Raw genomic sequence first — 20,705 nt, forward strand, 5'->3', positions numbered from 1 at the left:
CAATAAAAAACACCCCCAACCGTTAGGTTGGGGGTGTTTAGTATTTAAAAGCTGGCGATGACTTACTCTCACATGGCAAGTGCCACACTACCATCAGCGCTAAGAGGTTTCACTTCTGAGTTCGGGAAGGGATCAGGTGGTTCACTCTTGCTATTGTCGCCAGCAAACTGTTGTGGTGCTTTCGGGTCTTAATCACGATGTATTGTCGTATGCCTTACTTACGGTCCAAAGAGTTATTAACGGATTAGATAATTGGTCTGTATTGTAACTAGTTTATTCACTAAATCAAGTTCAATCAGTTGTTTTCACTTCTGACTGTTTGGTTTTGAATCGAATTGAGCTTTATATACAACTGCTTGGGTGTTGTATAGTCAAGCCTCACGAGCAATTAGTATTGGTCAGCTTCACACGTCACCGTGCTTCCACACCCAACCTATCAACGTCCTAGTCTCGAACGGCTCTTTAGAGGAATAAATTCCTAGGGAAATCTTATCTTGAGGTAGGCTTCCCGCTTAGATGCTTTCAGCGGTTATCCCTTCCGAACATAGCTACCCGGCGATGCGACTGGCGTCACAACCGGTACACCAGAGGTTCGTCCACTCTGGTCCTCTCGTACTAGGAGCAGATCCTCTCAAATTTCCAGCGCCCACGGTAGATAGGGACCGAACTGTCTCACGACGTTCTAAACCCAGCTCGCGTACCTCTTTAAATGGCGAACAGCCATACCCTTGGGACCTGCTTCAGCCCCAGGATGAGATGAGCCGACATCGAGGTGCCAAACACCGCCGTCGATATGAACTCTTGGGCGGTATCAGCCTGTTATCCCCAGAGTACCTTTTATCCGTTGAGCGATGGCCCTTCCATACAGAACCACCGGATCACTAAGACCTACTTTCGTACCTGCTCGACTTGTGGGTCTCGCAGTTAAGCGCGCTTTTGCCTTTATACTCTACGCGTGATTTCCGACCACGCTGAGCGCACCTTCGTACTCCTCCGTTACTCTTTAGGAGGAGACCGCCCCAGTCAAACTACCCACCAGACATGGTCCTCGCCCCGGATTACGGGGCAGAGTTAGAACCTCAACATTACCAGGGTGGTATTTCAAGGACGGCTCCATTAGAACTAGCGTTCTAACTTCAAAGCCTCCCACCTATCCTACACAAGTAAGGTCAAAGTTCAATGTCAAGCTGCAGTAAAGGTTCACGGGGTCTTTCCGTCTAGCCGCGGGTACACTGCATCTTCACAGCGATTTCGATTTCACTGAGCCTCTGCTGGAGACAGCGCCGCCATCATTATGCCATTCGTGCAGGTCGGAACTTACCCGACAAGGAATTTCGCTACCTTAGGACCGTTATAGTTACGGCCGCCGTTTACTGGGGCTTCGATCAAGAGCTTCGCTTACGCTAACCCCATCAATTAACCTTCCAGCACCGGGCAGGCATCACACCCTATACGTCCACTTTCGTGTTTGCAGAGTGCTATGTTTTTAATAAACAGTTGCAGCGGCCTGGTTTCTGTGGCTGCCAATAGCTCAGGGAGCAAGTCCCATCACCGTCAGCAGCGTACCTTCTCCCGAAGTTACGGTACCATTTTGCCTAGTTCCTTCAGCAGAGTTCTCTCAAGCGCTTTGGTCTACTCGACCTGACCACCTGTGTCGGTTTCGGGTACGATTCCTGTGTAACTGAAGCTTAGAGACTTTTCCTGGAAGCATGGTATCAGCCACTTCACTGTACAAGTACAGCTTGCTATCAGTTCTCAGCATAGAGTACCCCGGATTTGCCTAAGATACATGCCTACAACCTTCCACCTGGACAACCAACGCCAGGCTGACTTAACCTTCTCCGTCCTCTCATCGCATTACACAGAAGTATTGGAATATTAACCAATTTCCCATCGACTACGCCTCTCGGCCTCGCCTTAGGGGTCGACTCACCCAGCCCCGATTAACGTTGGACTGGAACCCTTGGTCTTTCAGCGAACGGGTTTTTCACCCGTTTTGTCGTTACTCACGTCAGCATTCGCACTTCTGATACCTCCAGCATACTTCTCAATACACCTTCATCGGCTTACAGAACGCTCCCCTACCACTTGACTTAAAGTCAAATCCGCAGCTTCGGCACATAGTTTTAGCCCCGTTACATCTTCCGCGCAGGCCGACTCGACTAGTGAGCTATTACGCTTTCTTTAAAGGGTGGCTGCTTCTAAGCCAACCTCCTAGCTGTCTATGCCTTCCCACATCGTTTCCCACTTAACTATGATTTTGGGGCCTTAGCTGGCGGTCTGGATTGTTTTCCTCTTGACTACGGACGTTAGCACCCGCAGTCTGTCTCCCGGATAGTACTCATTGGTATTCGGAGTTTGCATCGGTTTGGTAAGTCGGGATGACCCCCTAGCCGAAACAGTGCTCTACCCCCAATGGTATTCGTCCGAGGCGCTACCTAAATAGCTTTCGGGGAGAACCAGCTATCACCAGGCTTGATTAGCCTTTCACCCCTATCCACAAGTCATCCCCTGGCTTTTCAACGACAGTGGGTTCGGTCCTCCAGTTAGTGTTACCCAACCTTCAACCTGCTCATGGATAGATCGCCTGGTTTCGGGTCTATACCCAGCAACTAAACGCCCTATTAAGACTCGATTTCTCTACGGCTCCCCTATTCGGTTAACCTTGCTACTGAATATAAGTCGCTGACCCATTATACAAAAGGTACGCAGTCACCGAACAAGTCGGCTCCCACTGCTTGTATGCATGCGGTTTCAGGATCTATTTCACTCCCCTCACAGGGGTTCTTTTCGCCTTTCCCTCACGGTACTGGTTCACTATCGGTCAGTCAGGAGTATTTAGCCTTGGAGGATGGTCCCCCCATATTCAGACAAGGTTTCACGTGCCTCGCCCTACTCGTCATCATTGTGTGTGCCCTTTCGTGTACGGGAATATCACCCTCTACGTTCGCACTTCCCAGAGCGTTCCACTAGAACACACACAACTTAATGGGCTGCTCCCCGTTCGCTCGCCGCTACTAAGGGAATCTCAATTGATTTCTTTTCCTAAGGGTACTGAGATGTTTCACTTCCCCTCGTTCGCTTCATAAGCCTATGTATTCAGCTTATGATACCCGCCTTATAGCGGGTGGGTTCCCCCATTCAGAAATCTCCGGATCAAAGGATATTTGCCGCCTCCCCGGAGCTTATCGCAGGCTATTACGTCTTTCATCGCCTCTGACTGCCAAGGCATCCACCACATGCACTTAATTACTTGACTATACAACCCCAAACAGTCGTTAACACATACAAGTGAGTGTTATCGTTGCAAACTTAATTGCTACTATCTGTTGTCTGTGAATTTAATCACTATACAGCTTCAATCTAATTCATATACCAAAACGCTTGATTCAGTGTTTTTGCTAGTTCTCAGATTAATTCTTCATCTAACTGAAATACTTACGTATTACCGTTAGTGTCAAATTAATCGAGTTTGAACAATTTATTTCAGACTCAATTTTCTAATCTGTTAATGATTAACTACCACCTCGTCGGTGAGTAGTAAACTGTGATAAATCACAGAAGTTAATAAACCAAGATCATTCGATCTTCTTATTTATTAATTTCTATAAGCTATCTTTGGAATTTAACTTTCGTTTTCTACATTACTTCGTAATGTATGGTGGAGACTAGGAGAGTCGAACTCCTGACCTCCTGCGTGCAAAGCAGGCGCTCTACCAACTAAGCTAAGTCCCCAGCTTATCACTTAATGAACGACATATCTTTCAATCTAAGCTACTGCAATCAGATTTGGTGGGTCTGACAAGACTTGAACTTGTGACCCCACGCTTATCAAGCGTGTGCTCTAACCAACTGAGCTACAGACCCTCAGATACATCTTCGAAGAACAACTTGTTGTGGATTCTTACCGGTCACCAATCTTTCGTTAAGGAGGTGATCCAGCCGCAGGTTCCCCTACGGCTACCTTGTTACGACTTCACCCCAGTCATCGGCCACACCGTGGTAAGCGTCCTCCTTACGGTTAGACTACCTACTTCTGGTGCAACAAACTCCCATGGTGTGACGGGCGGTGTGTACAAGGCCCGGGAACGTATTCACCGCGGCATTCTGATCCGCGATTACTAGCGATTCCGACTTCATGGAGTCGAGTTGCAGACTCCAATCCGGACTACGATCGGCTTTTTGAGATTAGCATCCTATCGCTAGGTAGCAACCCTTTGTACCGACCATTGTAGCACGTGTGTAGCCCTGGTCGTAAGGGCCATGATGACTTGACGTCGTCCCCGCCTTCCTCCAGTTTGTCACTGGCAGTATCCTTAAAGTTCCCGGCTTAACCCGCTGGCAAATAAGGAAAAGGGTTGCGCTCGTTGCGGGACTTAACCCAACATCTCACGACACGAGCTGACGACAGCCATGCAGCACCTGTATGTAAGTTCCCGAAGGCACCAATCCATCTCTGGAAAGTTCTTACTATGTCAAGACCAGGTAAGGTTCTTCGCGTTGCATCGAATTAAACCACATGCTCCACCGCTTGTGCGGGCCCCCGTCAATTCATTTGAGTTTTAGTCTTGCGACCGTACTCCCCAGGCGGTCTACTTATCGCGTTAGCTGCGCCACTAAAGCCTCAAAGGCCCCAACGGCTAGTAGACATCGTTTACGGCATGGACTACCAGGGTATCTAATCCTGTTTGCTCCCCATGCTTTCGTACCTCAGCGTCAGTATTAGGCCAGATGGCTGCCTTCGCCATCGGTATTCCTCCAGATCTCTACGCATTTCACCGCTACACCTGGAATTCTACCATCCTCTCCCATACTCTAGCTGACCAGTATCGAATGCAATTCCTAAGTTAAGCTCAGGGATTTCACATCCGACTTAATCAGCCGCCTACGCACGCTTTACGCCCAGTAAATCCGATTAACGCTCGCACCCTCTGTATTACCGCGGCTGCTGGCACAGAGTTAGCCGGTGCTTATTCTGCGAGTAACGTCCACTCATCTTAGGTATTAACTAAGAGAGCCTCCTCCTCGCTTAAAGTGCTTTACAACCAAAAGGCCTTCTTCACACACGCGGCATGGCTGGATCAGGCTTCCGCCCATTGTCCAATATTCCCCACTGCTGCCTCCCGTAGGAGTCTGGGCCGTGTCTCAGTCCCAGTGTGGCGGATCATCCTCTCAGACCCGCTACAGATCGTCGCCTTGGTAGGCCTTTACCCCACCAACTAGCTAATCCGACTTAGGCTCATCATTTAGCGCAAGGTCCGAAGATCCCCTGCTTTCTCCCGTAGGACGTATGCGGTATTAGCATTCCTTTCGGAATGTTGCCCCCCACTAAATGGCAGATTCCTAAGCATTACTCACCCGTCCGCCGCTAAGTCATAGTGCAAGCACCATAACTCCGCTCGACTTGCATGTGTTAAGCCTGCCGCCAGCGTTCAATCTGAGCCATGATCAAACTCTTCAGTTTAAAATCATTAGTAGCTTATGGCTACAAATCTTGGCTCATCAATTTTCTGACTAAAAATTCGCTCAAATAAACTTCGAGAAATTTTTACCATTCAATCAATGAAATATTTTCGATTGATCAACCAGTAAAAATCCACACAAGTTGTTCTTCTATTCTCTTAATGATCTTCTCGATGATTCGTCATCATCAAGCTAGGTCGGCTATATTACTCTCAATTTCTTAAAAGTCAACAGGTAATTTAGATATTTAGCAAACTTATCAACCAATCCAAGAATCCAACCTTTCTAGCCAAATCCTTGTTTCTCAACAAGTTTTTATCTGCATCACCGCCGATGGATGTGCATTCTACAGCATTTCCAAACCAACACAACCCCCTTTTTCAAATTTATTTAAATTATTGTATCGACCGCTTATTTTTTACACAAATAAGGCTGAAAATGTGCAATTTGGTCGATTATTTGCTCAGTTTTATTTTTTTCTTGCCAGTGTAAAGGACGACAATCGATATATTCACAGTATCCAGAACCTTGATAGCTTTGTTTGTTCCACAATAATTGATAGTTAAAACTTCCTACATAACCTGCAGCTAAGCCAAATTTATAATCCCCTCGGCTTTGAGCTTGTAGCTGAAAGACGATTTCATCCTTTTCTGAATATTGCCAAATGAATTCTCGAGGCAAATACATCTCTCGGCCATTGGGTGTCTGAACTTTTGGATAAACACGTGTGACATCTAAAATGACTTGATGATCATAAAGTATGGAATTTTGCTCATTTGATTGAATTTCAATTCTAGAAAAAATAATGTTATTCCACTGATTTCTAAGTTCAGACAAGATGATCTGAAAGTCTGCACTGACCTGAATAATTTGATAGGTAAAAAAATGAAAGGCGATAAAAGGCAAGTAGATGGCTCTGGCATGTTTCAAAATGCCCTGCGCTTGGATTTGATATTTTTGTTTTTTATGAATGATTTCGCCTTCGCACTGACAGCGAACATACCAATAATCCCCAACGCCCCACTGCAAGGCTGAATGGTTTTCTATTTCAGTGCCAATATTCACTTTCAGTTGGCAACTGAGTTCTTCATCATCACGCTTAAAATAATAATTTGGAAAATCAACTTGGATTTGATCTACATCTAAAAACTGATAACGATCTTGCTCTAATTGACACTGTTCTTTGGCACTATAACTTTTGAGATGCCCGACTGTAGATAAACTACTGGCAACCAAAACAGTCGCAGTATCAATTGCCGTCGTAGCAATTGCACTCGCGTTATAACAAATAGGGATCCGAGGTTGCCCAATCAGGCTAATGAAATTTAAATAATGAAACGGTTCAGGCAAATTTGGCAGGATTAAGGCCTGATAAACAATTTTAAAGAGACCTTTGGGTGGATGAAAAGTTAAAGCATCTGACTTATTGAGGTTCAGCTGCTTTAATTGATTGTTATTCATCAATATTGGCATACTGAACCTCCGTATTTTAAGTTGTTATTTTGGCATCATTCTTTTTGGCAAATAGTGTCGTCACAAATCCTGAAAGGACATAGAGAATACAGACAATCAGTATCCCTACAGGAATGTTGTACGTGATTGCAGCAAAAATCAAGACCACAGGTAACATCACGACGAAAGGTACACGCTTACGATCCATTTGTTTAAATGAATAGTATTTGATGTTGGAAATCATCAGTAAACCCACGGCAACCATGACCACTGAATTAATCACTTGAATAACAATATCATTCAAATCAAAGATAAATGGATAATCACGTCCCACCCACACCAATGAAATTACGGTCACAGCCGCAAGTGGACTGGCAATACCAATAAAGTAGCGCTTATCCACCACGCCGATTTGCACATTGAAACGTGCTAGGCGGAAAGCTGCACAAGCCGTATAAATAAAGCAACAGGCTAAACCGATACGTCCAAGATCATGCAAGCTCCAGCTATACATCAAAATAGCGGGTGCAACACCAAACGCTAACAAGTCAGAAAGCGAATCGTATTGCTCACCAAATGCACTTTGTGCGCCAATTGCTCGAGCCACTCGACCATCCAAACCATCAAGCAATGCAGCCAAGAAAATGGCATAGATCGCTTGATTAAAGTTTCCATTCATACTGGCAATAATTGAATAAAAACCAGAAAGAAGTGCGGCTGTTGTAATTAAATTCGGCCATAAATAAATGCCACGGCGTTTCACTTTTTGTCCTTCGTGCGTATGCTCTTCTTCTTCTACTTCAAAAGTGATTCCATCAAAAGAATGATCTTCTTTGTTCAAATCAGAATCAGGTTTAAGAGAATTTGTCATTATTTTCAATTCCTCGAGAATATTTGGACGTTGATGGGTTATTCACCCACCAACCAACGCACTGCAGCATGTCCACCATTTTCACTCATGCGCAAATGTGGAAATAACCATTGTAATGCTTGATCCGCATCTTCTGAGAACTTCCAAGGTGGATTAATCACCAATAAACCACAACCATTCAATCCGACTGGGGTGTCATCTGGCCACACACAAATTTCACAAATGAGCTGACGGCGAATACCCGTTTTCATCATTTTCTTTTCAAAACGATCAATCATGGCGCGATCTTTGATTGGATACCAAACTGCAAACACACCTGTTGGCCATTTTTTATGTGCGGCTTGGAGTATTTCAACCAATTGCGGGAAATCTTTACGCTCAATTTCGTAAGGAGGGTCAATCATGACCAATCCGCGCTTTTCTTTAGGCGGAATGACACCCATCAGGCCTTCATAAAAATCACGCTCATGCAAGCCCGCACGTTTATCACGAATATTAAAATACAATTGTTGAAACACATCACGCTGCATTTCAAATATCGTTGCTTTATCAATATCACGCATGCCTTCAAGCGCAAACCAAGGTGAGCCTGGATAAGCGCCTTTACCCGAACCAGCACGCATATCTTCAACAATTTTAAGATATTGTTTTACACCTTCAGGCGCATTACGTTTAATCGAATCGTCAAGCTTGACCAAACGATGGATACCCGTTAAGAATTCACCTGATTTTTGTGCTTCAGACGTAGATAAATCATATTTACCTGCACCACCATGGGTATCGATATATCGATAAGGTTTATCTTTAGCATTTAAACGAGCGAGCAGTTGAAGCAAAAGTACATGCTTCATAACATCGGCAAAGTTACCCGCATGGAAATGGTGACGGTAATTCATGTTGACAATTATTCCTCAATTCAGCAGGTAGTTTAACATGAAAATAGGGGCCGATGACATTTCACAGATGCTTGCGACTGTAGACATTTTTTAGCTGATACAAGGCATGGTTTACGAAATTTAGTATCCTAAATGAGAAAAACATAACGCTGTAGCAGCAAAAAATATCACAGTCCTTGAGCTTCGCCTTGCGCTGCAATCAAAGCAATGCTTTGCTTTTGCTCAGGGTTATAGCTAAAACCACCCTAAACTTCGTTATGAAACTTGACAAGGGAATCGCCATTGCCTACGTTCCATGCCTCGTTTATGTCGTTTTAGCTTATCACGCAAAGCATGGTTGAAACGTCAGCAGCCCCTAAATTATTCTTTAGCGTTGATGTGATCGTCTAAAATTGCCTTACAATCAAACCTAAGTCACTGGAGTGCTATGCAAGCAACAACTCTTCCACCCGCATTAAATCTTCAGTCTTGGAATCTGGATCAAGTGCTGGATAGTCTAAATGAATTTGGTTTTGCCTTGATTGATCAAGTGTATTCAGATGAATATGTACAAGCACTTGCACATGAATGTACCTCTCATCTTGCCGAATTCAGGGCAGCCGGCATACAAAATGGCGTGGTCAGTCATATCCGCAGTGATCACATTCTATGGATTGATGGACAACTGCCAATTGCACAACAGCATTTACAGACGCTAGAGCACTTATCACAAGCATTGAATCAGGCTTTTTATTTAGGAATTAAAGAAGTCGAAGCACATTTCGCCTGTTACAACGCAGGTGAGTTTTATTCCTTGCACCGAGATAATCCACAGCAAAAAAATGATCGTATGATTTCGACCGTGTTCTATTTGCATGAAAGTTGGCAAGAGGATTGGGGTGGTCAATTACGATTGCAGGATAAGCAAGATCAATGGCATATCATCCAACCACAGCCAAATCGTCTCGCGATTTTTCAAAGCGATGTCTTGCATGAAGTACTGCTTTCCAAACAGCAACGTTTATCGATTACTGCATGGTTACGTAGTGGTGGTTCAATTTGGAATAAAGCTTAAACCCTTTAAATTCCTAAAAACACCCTTATATACCACGCATAACTGACGATTTTGGATCCATAATGTCGAATGAAACTCAACAAGTGATTGCTCGAATTGGTGAAACAGACCAACTCTATTTAGACAGCAATACTCCCGAACTTGCTTTAGAGCGTGCTGACCTACGTTTGCAATTAGTGGTACTGAGCCATATTCGTCAGGAACAATTGCATTTCTTGCAAGAAGCAATCGTGCTCATTGAGCAGGCACGTATTGAATACGATGAAATGCCACTGAGTTTATATTTGAATTTGTCCTTGCATCTAGCCAAAGCCTATATGATTTACTTTGAGTTGACCAAAGAACGACGCTTTGCCTTGATCACCCAACAAATTTTAAAACCCTTGGCTCATCATGAGCATTTAGACGTCTATTTCTTTTTGGCCTACGCATCTGCAGCTAAACAAGAACAGGCCTTAACACAACACTGGTTAAAAAAATATGTGTCATGTTTAGAACATGATTTAGAATTATTACAACTCCACCCTGCATTTAACGCGATACGCCAAGAAGATTGGTTTAAAACCTTGATTCAAAAAAAAGCTCACTAATGTGAGCTTTTTTTATGTTTGACTATCTTGTGCTATCGACATGCAGTTGTTGATTCAACTCATCAATCACGATCGCCCACTCATCATCTTTATCCCAGTGACTTTTGAGAAAATCACGCTGTCCTGCACTCCAGAACTCAGCTTCATGTAATTTTTGATCGGCAGGTAACTGATGGGCTTTCACAAAATTTTCGATTGCTACCTCATCAGCCCCAAGCCCAAGTTGTTCGAATAAAAGCTCAAGTGTCGGTTGCTGTTCAAACATTGTTATTCTCCAAATCATGTTCTTTATCGAAATAATCTAACAGCAAATCGCCTTGACATGCAGCGATAGGTCTATATTTTCTTGTTGTTTTTTGTGTTTATTGGCATAAAAAAAGCACCCTCTAGGAGGGTGCTTTCAATTTATCCAAAAGATAAATTATTTTACCATGTCAGCAATTGCTGCACGCTCTTCTTCAAGCTCATTCAGCGTGAAGTTGATACGTTCACGGCTGAACTCATCAATTTCTAAACCTTGAACGATTTTGTATTCACCGTTTTCAGTTGTTACAGGGAAACCAAACATTACGCCTTCTGGAATACCATAAGAACCGTCAGATGGAATACCCATGGTTACCCATTTGCCGTTTGTGCCTAACGCCCAGTCACGCATATGGTCGATTGCAGCGTTTGCAGCTGAAGCAGCTGAAGACAAACCACGTGCTTCGATAATCGCAGCACCACGTTTACCAACAGTTGGAAGGAATACATCTTTGTTCCATGCTGCATCGTTGATTTTGTCTTTTAAGCTTACGCCATTTGCAGTTGCAAAACGGTAGTCAGCGTACATTGTTGGAGAGTGGTTACCCCAAACGGTCATGTCTTCGATGTCAGAAACTGCAACACCTGCTTTTTGAGCAAGTTGAGTTAATGCACGGTTGTGATCAAGACGTAACATTGCTGTAAAGTTTTTCGCTGGAAGATCTGGAGCAGATTTCATTGCGATGTATGCATTGGTGTTTGCTGGGTTACCAACAACCAATACTTTAACGTCACGGCTAGCAACTTCGTTAAGTGCTTGACCTTGACCGATAAAGATTTCGCCATTCACTTTCAACAAGTCAGCACGTTCCATACCAGGACCACGTGGGCGAGAACCAACTAATAACGCATAGTCAGCATCTTTAAATGCAACTTTAGGATCATCAGTCCCGATCATGCCTGCCAATAATGGGAAAGCACAGTCATCAAGTTCCATCATCACGCCTTTAAGCGCTTGTTGAGCTTTCTCAAAAGGAACTTCAAGCAATTGTAAAATTACTGGTTGATCTTTACCTAGCATTTCACCGCTTGCAATACGGAATAATAAGCTATAACCAATTTGACCAGCAGCGCCTGTAACGGCTACACGAACGGGTTGCTTCATGTGATATTCTCCAATGAGATGCGTTTGCACGATTGAACGCTATTATTATTCAATCGAATTATCATAAACGGCAAAGATTGTACTCTAAAGCGAATACAGATGCATGTAAAAGAGAATGAATTTCAACGAAAGTCTAATAGAAAATACAAATCAAACTAGGTAAATACCTAGTAACTGCCTTTAATGGTAAATTCACTTGGGCAGCCCGTCACAATATGGCTTGCGCATTGTTTATATTGACCATTTTTCTGATAGCAGACGCGTATTTCAGTCAGGACAGAATCAAATCTCGATGACTGGCAAGTAAAGCGAATTCCATTCGGCGGTAATGAAGGATTGAGCTTGGTAAATTGCTGTCTTAAACTTTCTTTTTGTACTTCAATGGTATTCGGGCTGGTCAAATCTGCAGGGATTTTTAAACGCTCTGCAAAGTTAATAATGGTTCTAAAATATTGACTGGCATTCATCGGCATACACCCACCCACATCCTGCCATAACTGCACACGTGCATTTTCATCAGGCATGACGCGCGCAACCACCTTGGCTTGCAATGGCGATAATTTGGCCGATGTTTTAGTTGAGCAATCTCGGTTGAGCGGTACTTCAGGCAATAAACTTGCAATCGTGAGGGAATAACCTTCCAGACATTTACGTTGCTTTTGTCTTGATGAATCAAAAGAGCAAGCAGCAGGTGTCATTTGTACATGCATGACATAGCCTGCAACGTCTGGATTACTCGCAGCATGTAATGGAGCACTAAAAGAGAAGACCAAGTAACAAGCCAATGCCTGTAGCGATCTCATCAACTGCCCTTTGAGTAATTCGATTGGTTTCATCAAATGCAAAAACTTCATTGTTTCACTTAAACATCTTGGTGTGTCTTAAGGCCCACTACGTACAGGAATCGTGCTCATTCGTTTTTCTAACGATTGCGATCCCTGCCCTAATACCACACCATAATGTGTAGCGTTGGTCATGACATGTTTAACATAGTCACGTGTTTCCAATAATGGAATGGTTTCAGTGTATTGATCGGCTGCCATATTCTGAGCATCAGGCTGCCAACGGCGCGCACGATTTGGACCCGCGTTATAACCCGCTGTTGCCAATACCGCATTACCACTCAACTGACTTTGAATCATTGAAAGATAATAGGTCCCGTATCGAATATTGGTGTTCATTTCACTCAATGCCGCAGGATTATAAGTTTCACCCATTTGTCTTGCGATCAGTTTTGCCGTGTTTGGCATAATCTGCATTAAACCACCTGCCCCAACATGAGAGCGTGCGGAGGTTACAAAACGACTTTCTTGGCGCATTAAACCATACGCCCATGCTGGATCAATACCTGCATTGTAACTATGACTGGTTACATTGCTACGATGTGGTGTCGCGTAACGATAAGTATCATTATGGCGGGACGTGGTACGATCCGCTGCATAAATTGCACGATCATACCAACCGACATCATGCGCACGTTTCGCTGCAGCTAAAAGCAGACCATCGTCGTGTTGTAAATAGGCTTGGCGAACTGCCCAGTTCCATTCACGATTGGTATAATTGGCGGGCGCATTGACATCTCTTAATGCAAACGCACGTCTAAAATGGATATTTTGATTCAGGCGTTGAATATCCTGAGTGCTTGGCTGCTCATTATAAGGCTGATGGTTATAACGCTCACCTAGGCGATCTTTTGCCAACAAGTTATGGTAGTCATCACCAGCTTGTGCCAATTTGCGATAGATCTGCTGTGCCGCTTGTTTAGAACCACCATCTGAACGCTGTTCCGATGCACGTGCCAGCCAATACTGCCAGCGATCTTCCTGTTTTTGCGTCACAGACATCGCATCAATCGCACGAATCAAACTTTCCCACGCCCCGAAACGAATCGCCTGACGGGCATAAATTTCAGCTTCTTCAGGGCTAAACGGATAACCATAACTTTGGTCATAGGCATTTAACACTTCACGATTAAAGCCATTTTTCATCACGGTGGTACCACCGACATAACCAATAGTACGATACAAATATTGTTGTACGGGTTGTGGCACATCTTGAACAGCACGCTGCACATTGCCCAAAGCATTGGTTAAGTCACTATCCGCAACGCGTCCCAAGGCAAAGATTAAATAGGCATAATCGGCATCATTCGACTTCGGTGCGCTCCACAAATAACCCAATGGATTGGCTTGAATTTGATTGAACTGCGCTAAAGAAAGATTCAAGCCCATGGTTTGAGCTGTGGCGATCGCTGGGCCAGATTGACCTGCACGTAATTGTCCCCATAAGCGTTGTTGACGGTCTTGTGTAGTCATCAATGGGCTAGACAACATCAAACGCCCCAAACCATTGCATGATTCAGGTTGGGAATTGGTCGCTAACCAAATGTCTTTATATTCTGCAAAAACTAGACTATCACCTGTTTTTGCACGGACTTGTGCAACGGCACAGCTTTCTTCTTGATCTGGATTGGTGACATAACTTAGTACAGGCTTGGCATCAGCAAAGCTTCCGAGTTTGACTTTTTCTTCCACGTAATCGGCAGAGAGTTTTTCCGCCATTGCCGATTGTGGATAGCGTTGTGCAAAGCTAATGATCGAAGATGCAGGCTGAAAGCCTAGATTGGTGTTCAGTTTCCAATATTCTGGATAATAACCCAAAGCATCATTTTGCATGTCATATTGGTATTGATCGAGCAAAGCAGTGTTGCTTGCATTGGCAGCACGTAAAGCATCATTAAATTGTTCATCTAAAGCATAGACAGACGAGCATGCGATCATTCCTCCCATTGCGATAAAACAACGGAAGCTCTTCTTGTTATTCAATTTATGAGTTACGGTTGTTCTAAAATCACGCTGCTTTTTCATCTTCATCAATATCTATGCCCAATTTTGCCCTGCCATTATAGTGTAATAAGTCTGGCCTTCCACTATTGTTGTGTTATGTAAATTACTGATTCATATTCATTAAAATTCGCACAATTTTATTCATAAACTGTCCATTTTTGTCAGTTTTTTATTCTCTGCGTTCCGTTTAAAATGCTGCTATAATCCGCCGTTTATTTAAATCCACCTTGTTTAGGAGCCTGCATGACGGTTCAAACATTCATTCCCAGTGCTGTAAAAGCTGCTTCAGAAAACACTGTTACCCAGCCAATGCACACCGCTGATGTTTCAATCAAGAAATTGTTTATTGAAACTCAAGGGTGTCAGATGAATGAGTATGACAGTCATCGTATGGCAGATTTGTTAGGTGATTCACATGGCTATGTGCTCACTGACAACCCGAATGAAGCAGACATTCTGCTGATGAATACCTGTTCAATTCGTGAAAAAGCCCAAGAGAAGGTATTCAGTGGTTTAGGCCGCTGGCGCAAACTTAAAGAAAAAAATCCTGATCTAGTGATTGGTGTCGGTGGTTGTGTTGCCTCTCAAGAAGGTGACAACATTCAAAAACGTGCCCCTTATGTGGATATGATCTTTGGCCCACAAACGCTGCACCGTTTACCTCAAATGCTAGATCAGCATCACGCTCAAATTGAAAAACCAAAGAAAGAAAAAATCAAATTGGTTGATATTTCTTTCCCAGATATTGAAAAGTTCGACTTTTTGCCTGAACCACGTGTGGAAGGCTTCAAAGCATTTGTTTCCATCATGGAAGGTTGCTCGAAGTACTGCTCATTCTGTGTGGTCCCTTATACCCGTGGCGAAGAAGTGTCTCGTCCGTTGGATGATGTATTGGCAGAAATCGCAGGCCTCGCCGAAAAAGGCGTTCGTGAGATCAGCTTACTCGGTCAAAACGTGAATGGTTATCGTGGTGAAACTTTTGAAGGTGACATTTGTACCTTCCCAGAATTATTGCGTTTAGTCGCAGAAATCCCTGGGATTGGTCGTCTACGTTATACCACCTCTCACCCGCTTGAATTCTCTGAAGATTTAATTCAATGCTACCGTGATTTACCGCAAATGGTTTCGCACTTGCATCTACCAGTACAAAGTGGTTCAAACGATGTACTTCAAGCTATGAAGCGTAACCATACTATTGATGTCTACATTGATAAAATTGCCAAGTTACGTAAAGTACGTCCAGATATGCATTTATCCAGCGACTTCATTATCGGTTTCCCTGGCGAAACAGATGCACACTTTGCTGAAACCCTACAATTCATTAAAGATCTAGATTTCGATCACTCTTATAGTTTTGTTTATTCTAAGCGTCCAGGTACGCCTGCATCCGACTTACCAGACAGTACCCCTGAGCAAGTGAAAAAAGATCGTTTGGCTCAAGTACAAGAAGTGATTAAACGTTCGAGTATTGATAAAACGGATGCCATGCTCGGTAAAATTGAGCGTGTGTTGATTGAGAAGGTTTCTGATAAAGATCCAAATGTTTTGATCGGTACAGCAGACAATACACGTTTAGTGACATTTATCGGTGACGCCGCGTGGATTGGGCGTTTCGCAGAGATTGAGATCACGGAAATTAAAACTTTAAATTTAGTTTACGGAGAACTCTTGAATCTTGAACCTGACGTGGCGTAATGTAAGGGTATTCCTACAGAGCAACAAAAAGGGTTTATCTTGACTGCAGCGATTCGACGTACAGTAACGTTCCCTGAGATTCAATTGGAACGTTTGAAAAGCATGCTCGGTGCGTATAACGGGCATTTAAAACAAATCGAACAACGTTTAGATGTCAAAATTACTCACCGTGGCGATGCCTTTTATCTCGATGGTGATATAGAAGCGGTCGAAAGAGCCGAAGCACTTTTGCAACGGCTCTATCAAGAATCAGAAATTTCCTCACAAATTAGCGCCGATGTCATTCATTTGATGATCCAAGGTTCACAGACGGACCGTGAACTAATGGATGATTCAGATCAGGAACATACAGGCCTCGATAGCGTTTGGTTACAGACCCGCAAAGGGCGAATTAACCCACGTGGCGCCAATCAAAAACGCTATGTGCAACGTATTTTACAAAGTGATATTTCCTTTGGTATTGGCCCAGCAGGGACAGGTAAAACTTATCTGGCGGTTGCTGCCGCGGTTGATATGCTGGAACGCAATGAAATTCAGCGAATCTTGCTGGTTCGTCCTGCGGTAGAAGCTGGTGAAAAGCTCGGTTTCTTACCCGGTGACCTCACCCAAAAAATCGATCCCTACTTACGCCCACTATACGATGCCCTATATGAAATGCTGGGCTTTGAAAAAGTGGCCAAACTGATTGAACGCCAAGTGATTGAAGTTGCTCCGCTTGCCTACATGCGCGGACGTACCCTGAACCACTCATTTGTCATTTTAGATGAAGCACAAAACACCACACCTGAACAGATGAAGATGTTCCTGACCCGTTTAGGTTTTGGTTCACGTGCCGTGATTACCGGTGACGTCACACAGGTTGACTTACCGCGTGGGCAGCAATCCGGTTTAGCACAAGCATTACGTGTACTGGAAAATGTCCATGAAATTCATATCACCCGTTTCCATTCACGTGATGTGGTCCGCCATCAATTGGTACAAAAGATTGTGGAAGCTTACGAAGGTTGGGACAGTGAACAGCAACGCCTGTCTGCTGAAGCCCGTGCCGAACGCAAAGCCAAACAAGAAGCACTGATTGCAGAAAATGATTCTGCGGCAGATGCGCAACACATTTAGAAAAATCCCCCCACTCCCCTTAAGATGCTTTAGTCGCATCTTAGGGGGACGATTTTAAGGATCTACTTTGAAAATCAATTTAAGTCTTCAACAAGACTTTCAAGCTGCGGAATTGCCACTCAAACGTGGTCAAATCAAAAAACATATCGAAACTGCACTGCGCCATGTCGGTTTTGATGCCAATTGTGAAATTGGAATTGCCTGTGTTGATCTAGCTGAAAGCCATGAGCTCAATCTGCAATATCGCGAAAAAGACAAACCGACCAATGTGCTGTCTTTCCCAAGCGATATTCCTGAGGAAATGCTCAGCTTACTGGATGCAGAACCTTTAGGTGACTTGGTGATTTGCATTCCTGTGGTTTTACAAGAAGCGGCTGAACAACAAAAAATGCCAAGCGATCATTTCACCCATTTAATGGTTCACGGTGTTCTACATTTGCTTGGCTTCGACCATGAAACCAGCGAAACTGAAGCCGAAGAAATGGAAGCTTTAGAAATTGAGATTCTGAAAAAACTGGGGATCGCCAATCCTTACCAAGCCGATGAAAGCTAAACCAAGGTCCTATGTATATCGTTATTTTTAAAGCAACCATCAAACAACTTGATGCGACTTATTCAGAAATGGCACAAAAGCTGAGAAATAAAGCCTTGAGCCAATTTAACTGCATCAAGTTTGAAGCGTGTAGTGAAAATGGTTTTGAAATTGCATTGTCTTACTGGCATAGCCTTGAAGATATCAAGCAGTGGCAACGCGATGCAGAACATCTGATTGCTCAGCGATTAGGTAAAGAAAAATGGTATCAGGATTTTAGTGTGGAAATCTGCACAGTTGAACGTGCCTATTCGAGTCAAAATGACTTGTGAATAAGCGCAAACTTATCCACATCTTCAATAAAAAACGGCTGAATTCAGCCGTTTTTTATTTCTCAAGAGACTTAGAATTGATAGCGTAGCGTCAAAGTGACATTGCGAGGTGATCCATAGACCATGCTGTTATTACCGATACCTGCATAATATTTTTTATCAAATACATTATTCAAATTAACCTGTGCTTTGATATTTGAATCAATATCATAACCCACCATTAAGTTTGCTAAAGCATATGCATCTTGGCTAATACGTTGACTACCTTCTCCAGTATAAAATTTGCTCTTATAGTTTAGCCCACCTCCAACACTCCACTTATCCAGCGTATATTTGGTAAAAAGATTAGCACTGGTTCTTGACGACATGGTTTGAACTTCATCACCTTTCGCATCTTTGGCATTGAAATGTGCAACACCAAAACTCAGGTTCCAGTTGTCTTTAATTTCCCCATCTAGTTCAAACTCAACCCCTTTGCTTTCAACGCCATCTACACTGCGGTAGGCTTTCTCAGTGGTTGGGTTACCATTGGTATCAGGTACAAAAACACCAACTATCTCTTCTGCAACATTATCCTGCTGGGTTTTAAATACCGATAAGGCCGCATTCAACTTACCATCTAAAAACTCACCTTTTAAGCCAGTTTCATAGCTTTTTCCTTCTCTTGGATCAAGATATTGGCGATTCATATCTCTTTTATCTTCTGGCTTAAAGATACTGGTATAACTGGCATACCAAGAGTATTGATCCAGAAAATCAAAAACTAAGCCTGCATACGGCGTGACTTCATTATTAAATTCCCGATTACCTTCACCATTATCACTTTCATATTTCCAGTTTGATAAACGTACCCCTGTAATTAACTTCAATGGCTCTAATAAGCTGAACTTGCCTGCAAGATAAGCACCTGTTTGTGTGGTCTTATTTGGAGGTTGATACAAGTTATTATTCTGAATTGCGCCAATTAATGGAATATTGGGATGATCAAAATCAAGCACAGCACCTGAGGCAATCGGCGGCGTTCCTGAGTACCACTTGTCTTTCTTGCTTTGGTTATACATAAAACCTGCAACAATTTCCTGCTTTAAACCACCCAGCGTAAAGGGTGCTGAGAGATAGGTATCAATATTATTTTCTTTGGTCTGAGTGGCATCAGACCAGGTCATGAAAGAGTCGAGTGTATTGGTTGCTCTATCCAGCTTCCCCCATGAATAGAGCAAAGCCGTGTCTTGTTTTACTTCTCGATAAGCGTAGTTCACATTTAAATTAATATCGTTAAATAGATTCTGCTTCAATGTCGCAAAAGCCGTAGTGGTATCAGTATTCCAGTATGTCCAATCCGAACTCACTGATTTAGAACGATCGAAATGAGTTCGAGTACCATCGGTGTAAAATGCTGGCAATCCGCCCCAACGAACGCCATCTCTCTCCAGATTCTGATAACCCGCACCGACTGAAAGGTAAGTCTTATCAGTAATATCTGCATCCACAACCGCATAGACGACATTATTGGTTTTTTCGTAGCGATCCATATAAGAATCCGTATCCTCATGCTTCACGACGATACGACCACGGACACTGCCATCGGCATTTAATGGTGTTGAAATATCTGCTGAACTTGACCATGCATTCCATGAGCCCAAAGAAGTGCTGACATTGCCCGTCAACTCTTTAGCATTGGCATGTTTTCGAATCATGTTAATTGCAATTGCAGGATTCCCAGCACCTGTCATCAAACCATTTGCACCTTTCACCAGTTCAACCCGATCGTACATGGTTAAATCAGGATCATTGGCTTCCATTCCAACATTGCTTGGAACACCATCAAACAGATAATAGTCGACATCAAACCCACGTGCTGTTGGGTACTGACGTTCATCCCACTGGTTCACAGTCACGCCTGTGACGTTATTTAACAAGTCCTGAAACGATGTAATATTGGCATCATCCAAATACTCACGGGTGAGAACTTTGACCGATTGTGGTGTCTCTCGAAGCGATAAATTGAGTTTGGTCGACGTATTGGTACTTTTAGCGGTATAACTTTTCTTTCCTTCAGTTACAGCCAGAGCCCCTTCTTCTGCTTTTACTGTAATCGTTGGCAATTTTGCATTTTCTTTAGCTTCATCTTCTGCAAAAGCCAATGAAGGTAATAATATGGCAGCCATTGCCAATACGAGCGGGCGGGCTTTAAACAGGTTTAAAGTTGGATGTTGGTGCATGAAATATGTCCTTATTGCAAGGGAGCGGTCTTGAAAACATGCACCTCATTCCCCCGATAAATTTTAAGAAGGATGCATTCATTTTCAAAAAGGAGAGTTAACTAAAAACACATTGCAAATGATAATTGTTTTTATTATCAATTCAAGTTTTAACAAATAAATTTAGTTAATTGTTTTTATTTAATTTAAAATAAAATTAAGACCACATTAAAACTAATTAAATGATTT

14 protein-coding genes, 2 tRNA genes and 3 rRNA genes are annotated in these 20,705 nt (G+C 43.2%); 6 read left to right on the plus strand and 13 right to left on the minus strand.

Features of this window, described 5'->3' with window-relative positions; all coding sequences use genetic code 11:
• Positions 1-49 precede the first annotated feature (49 nt).
• From rrf to F896_RS02185, 8 genes are all read right to left on the minus strand, one after another.
• Positions 50-164, minus strand: a 5S ribosomal RNA gene (rrf, locus tag F896_RS02220).
• Positions 165-367: 203 nt separating this feature from the next.
• A 23S ribosomal RNA gene (locus tag F896_RS02215) occupies positions 368-3,259 on the minus strand.
• A gap of 400 nt (positions 3,260-3,659) precedes the next feature.
• Positions 3,660-3,735, minus strand: a tRNA-Ala gene (locus tag F896_RS02210).
• Between the two features lie 55 nt (positions 3,736-3,790).
• A tRNA-Ile gene (locus tag F896_RS02205) sits at positions 3,791-3,867 on the minus strand.
• A 59-nt stretch (positions 3,868-3,926) separates the two neighbouring features.
• A 16S ribosomal RNA gene (locus F896_RS02200) occupies positions 3,927-5,464 on the minus strand.
• Together the 16S, 23S and 5S rRNA genes with 2 tRNA genes alongside form the textbook arrangement of a ribosomal RNA operon.
• Positions 5,465-5,874: 410 nt before the next feature.
• Positions 5,875-6,936 (minus strand): DUF6670 family protein, encoded by a 1,062-nt coding sequence (locus tag F896_RS02195; RefSeq protein WP_016164957.1) that lies wholly within the window; start codon positions 6,934-6,936, stop codon positions 5,875-5,877.
• Between the two features lie 16 nt (positions 6,937-6,952).
• Entirely contained in the window at positions 6,953-7,786 is an 834-nt protein-coding gene (gene pssA, locus F896_RS02190) for a CDP-diacylglycerol--serine O-phosphatidyltransferase (RefSeq protein ID WP_016164958.1), read from the minus strand.
• A gap of 38 nt (positions 7,787-7,824) precedes the next feature.
• On the minus strand, positions 7,825-8,682 hold the full coding sequence (locus tag F896_RS02185) for a 23S rRNA (adenine(2030)-N(6))-methyltransferase RlmJ (protein WP_016164959.1): 858 nt from the start codon (positions 8,680-8,682) through the stop codon (positions 7,825-7,827).
• Positions 8,683-9,109: 427 nt separating this feature from the next.
• On the opposite strand from F896_RS02185, the gene F896_RS02180 reads away from it, so the two are divergent.
• A complete protein-coding gene (locus tag F896_RS02180; RefSeq protein ID WP_016164960.1) occupies positions 9,110-9,736 on the plus strand; it encodes a 2OG-Fe(II) oxygenase in 627 nt (208 codons plus the stop codon).
• 62 nt (positions 9,737-9,798) lie between these two features.
• Positions 9,799-10,326 carry a hypothetical protein gene (locus tag F896_RS02175; RefSeq protein WP_004802587.1) on the plus strand — a complete coding sequence of 176 codons (528 nt, stop codon included), beginning with the start codon at positions 9,799-9,801 and terminating at the stop codon, positions 10,324-10,326.
• 22 nt (positions 10,327-10,348) lie between these two features.
• Here F896_RS02175 and F896_RS02170 read toward each other — a convergent pair whose 3' ends face one another.
• From F896_RS02170 to F896_RS02155, 4 genes are all read right to left on the minus strand, one after another.
• On the minus strand, positions 10,349-10,591 hold the full coding sequence (locus F896_RS02170) for a DUF2789 family protein (RefSeq protein ID WP_016164961.1): 243 nt from the start codon (positions 10,589-10,591) through the stop codon (positions 10,349-10,351).
• A gap of 156 nt (positions 10,592-10,747) precedes the next feature.
• Positions 10,748-11,734, minus strand: coding sequence for a malate dehydrogenase (locus F896_RS02165; RefSeq protein ID WP_004655942.1), 987 nt, complete (start codon positions 11,732-11,734; stop codon positions 10,748-10,750).
• Between the two features lie 167 nt (positions 11,735-11,901).
• Entirely contained in the window at positions 11,902-12,570 is a 669-nt protein-coding gene (locus F896_RS02160) for a ribonuclease T2 family protein (RefSeq protein WP_004802585.1), read from the minus strand.
• Positions 12,571-12,615: 45 nt separating this feature from the next.
• Positions 12,616-14,523, minus strand: a complete 1,908-nt coding sequence (locus F896_RS02155) for a lytic transglycosylase domain-containing protein (protein ID WP_171069733.1) — start codon at positions 14,521-14,523, stop codon at positions 12,616-12,618.
• Between the two features lie 300 nt (positions 14,524-14,823).
• On the opposite strand from F896_RS02155, the gene miaB reads away from it, so the two are divergent.
• The 4 genes from miaB (at position 14,824) to F896_RS02135 (ending at position 18,255) form a co-directional block, all read left to right on the plus strand.
• Entirely contained in the window at positions 14,824-16,275 is a 1,452-nt protein-coding gene (gene miaB / locus F896_RS02150) for a tRNA (N6-isopentenyl adenosine(37)-C2)-methylthiotransferase MiaB (protein WP_016164964.1), read from the plus strand.
• Positions 16,276-16,314: 39 nt separating this feature from the next.
• Entirely contained in the window at positions 16,315-17,391 is a 1,077-nt protein-coding gene (locus F896_RS02145; RefSeq protein WP_004655946.1) for a PhoH family protein, read from the plus strand.
• A 67-nt stretch (positions 17,392-17,458) separates the two neighbouring features.
• Complete coding sequence (gene ybeY, locus F896_RS02140) at positions 17,459-17,944, plus strand: rRNA maturation RNase YbeY (protein ID WP_016164965.1); 486 nt, start codon at positions 17,459-17,461, stop codon at positions 17,942-17,944.
• 11 nt (positions 17,945-17,955) lie between these two features.
• Entirely contained in the window at positions 17,956-18,255 is a 300-nt protein-coding gene (locus tag F896_RS02135) for an antibiotic biosynthesis monooxygenase family protein (RefSeq protein WP_016164966.1), read from the plus strand.
• A gap of 71 nt (positions 18,256-18,326) precedes the next feature.
• Here F896_RS02135 and F896_RS02130 read toward each other — a convergent pair whose 3' ends face one another.
• Positions 18,327-20,477, minus strand: coding sequence for a TonB-dependent siderophore receptor (locus F896_RS02130; RefSeq protein WP_016164967.1), 2,151 nt, complete (start codon positions 20,475-20,477; stop codon positions 18,327-18,329).
• Positions 20,478-20,705: the final 228 nt, after the last annotated feature.

It is taken from the genome of Acinetobacter genomosp. 15BJ (assembly GCF_000400715.1).
Taxonomy (GTDB): Bacteria; Pseudomonadota; Gammaproteobacteria; order Pseudomonadales; family Moraxellaceae; genus Acinetobacter.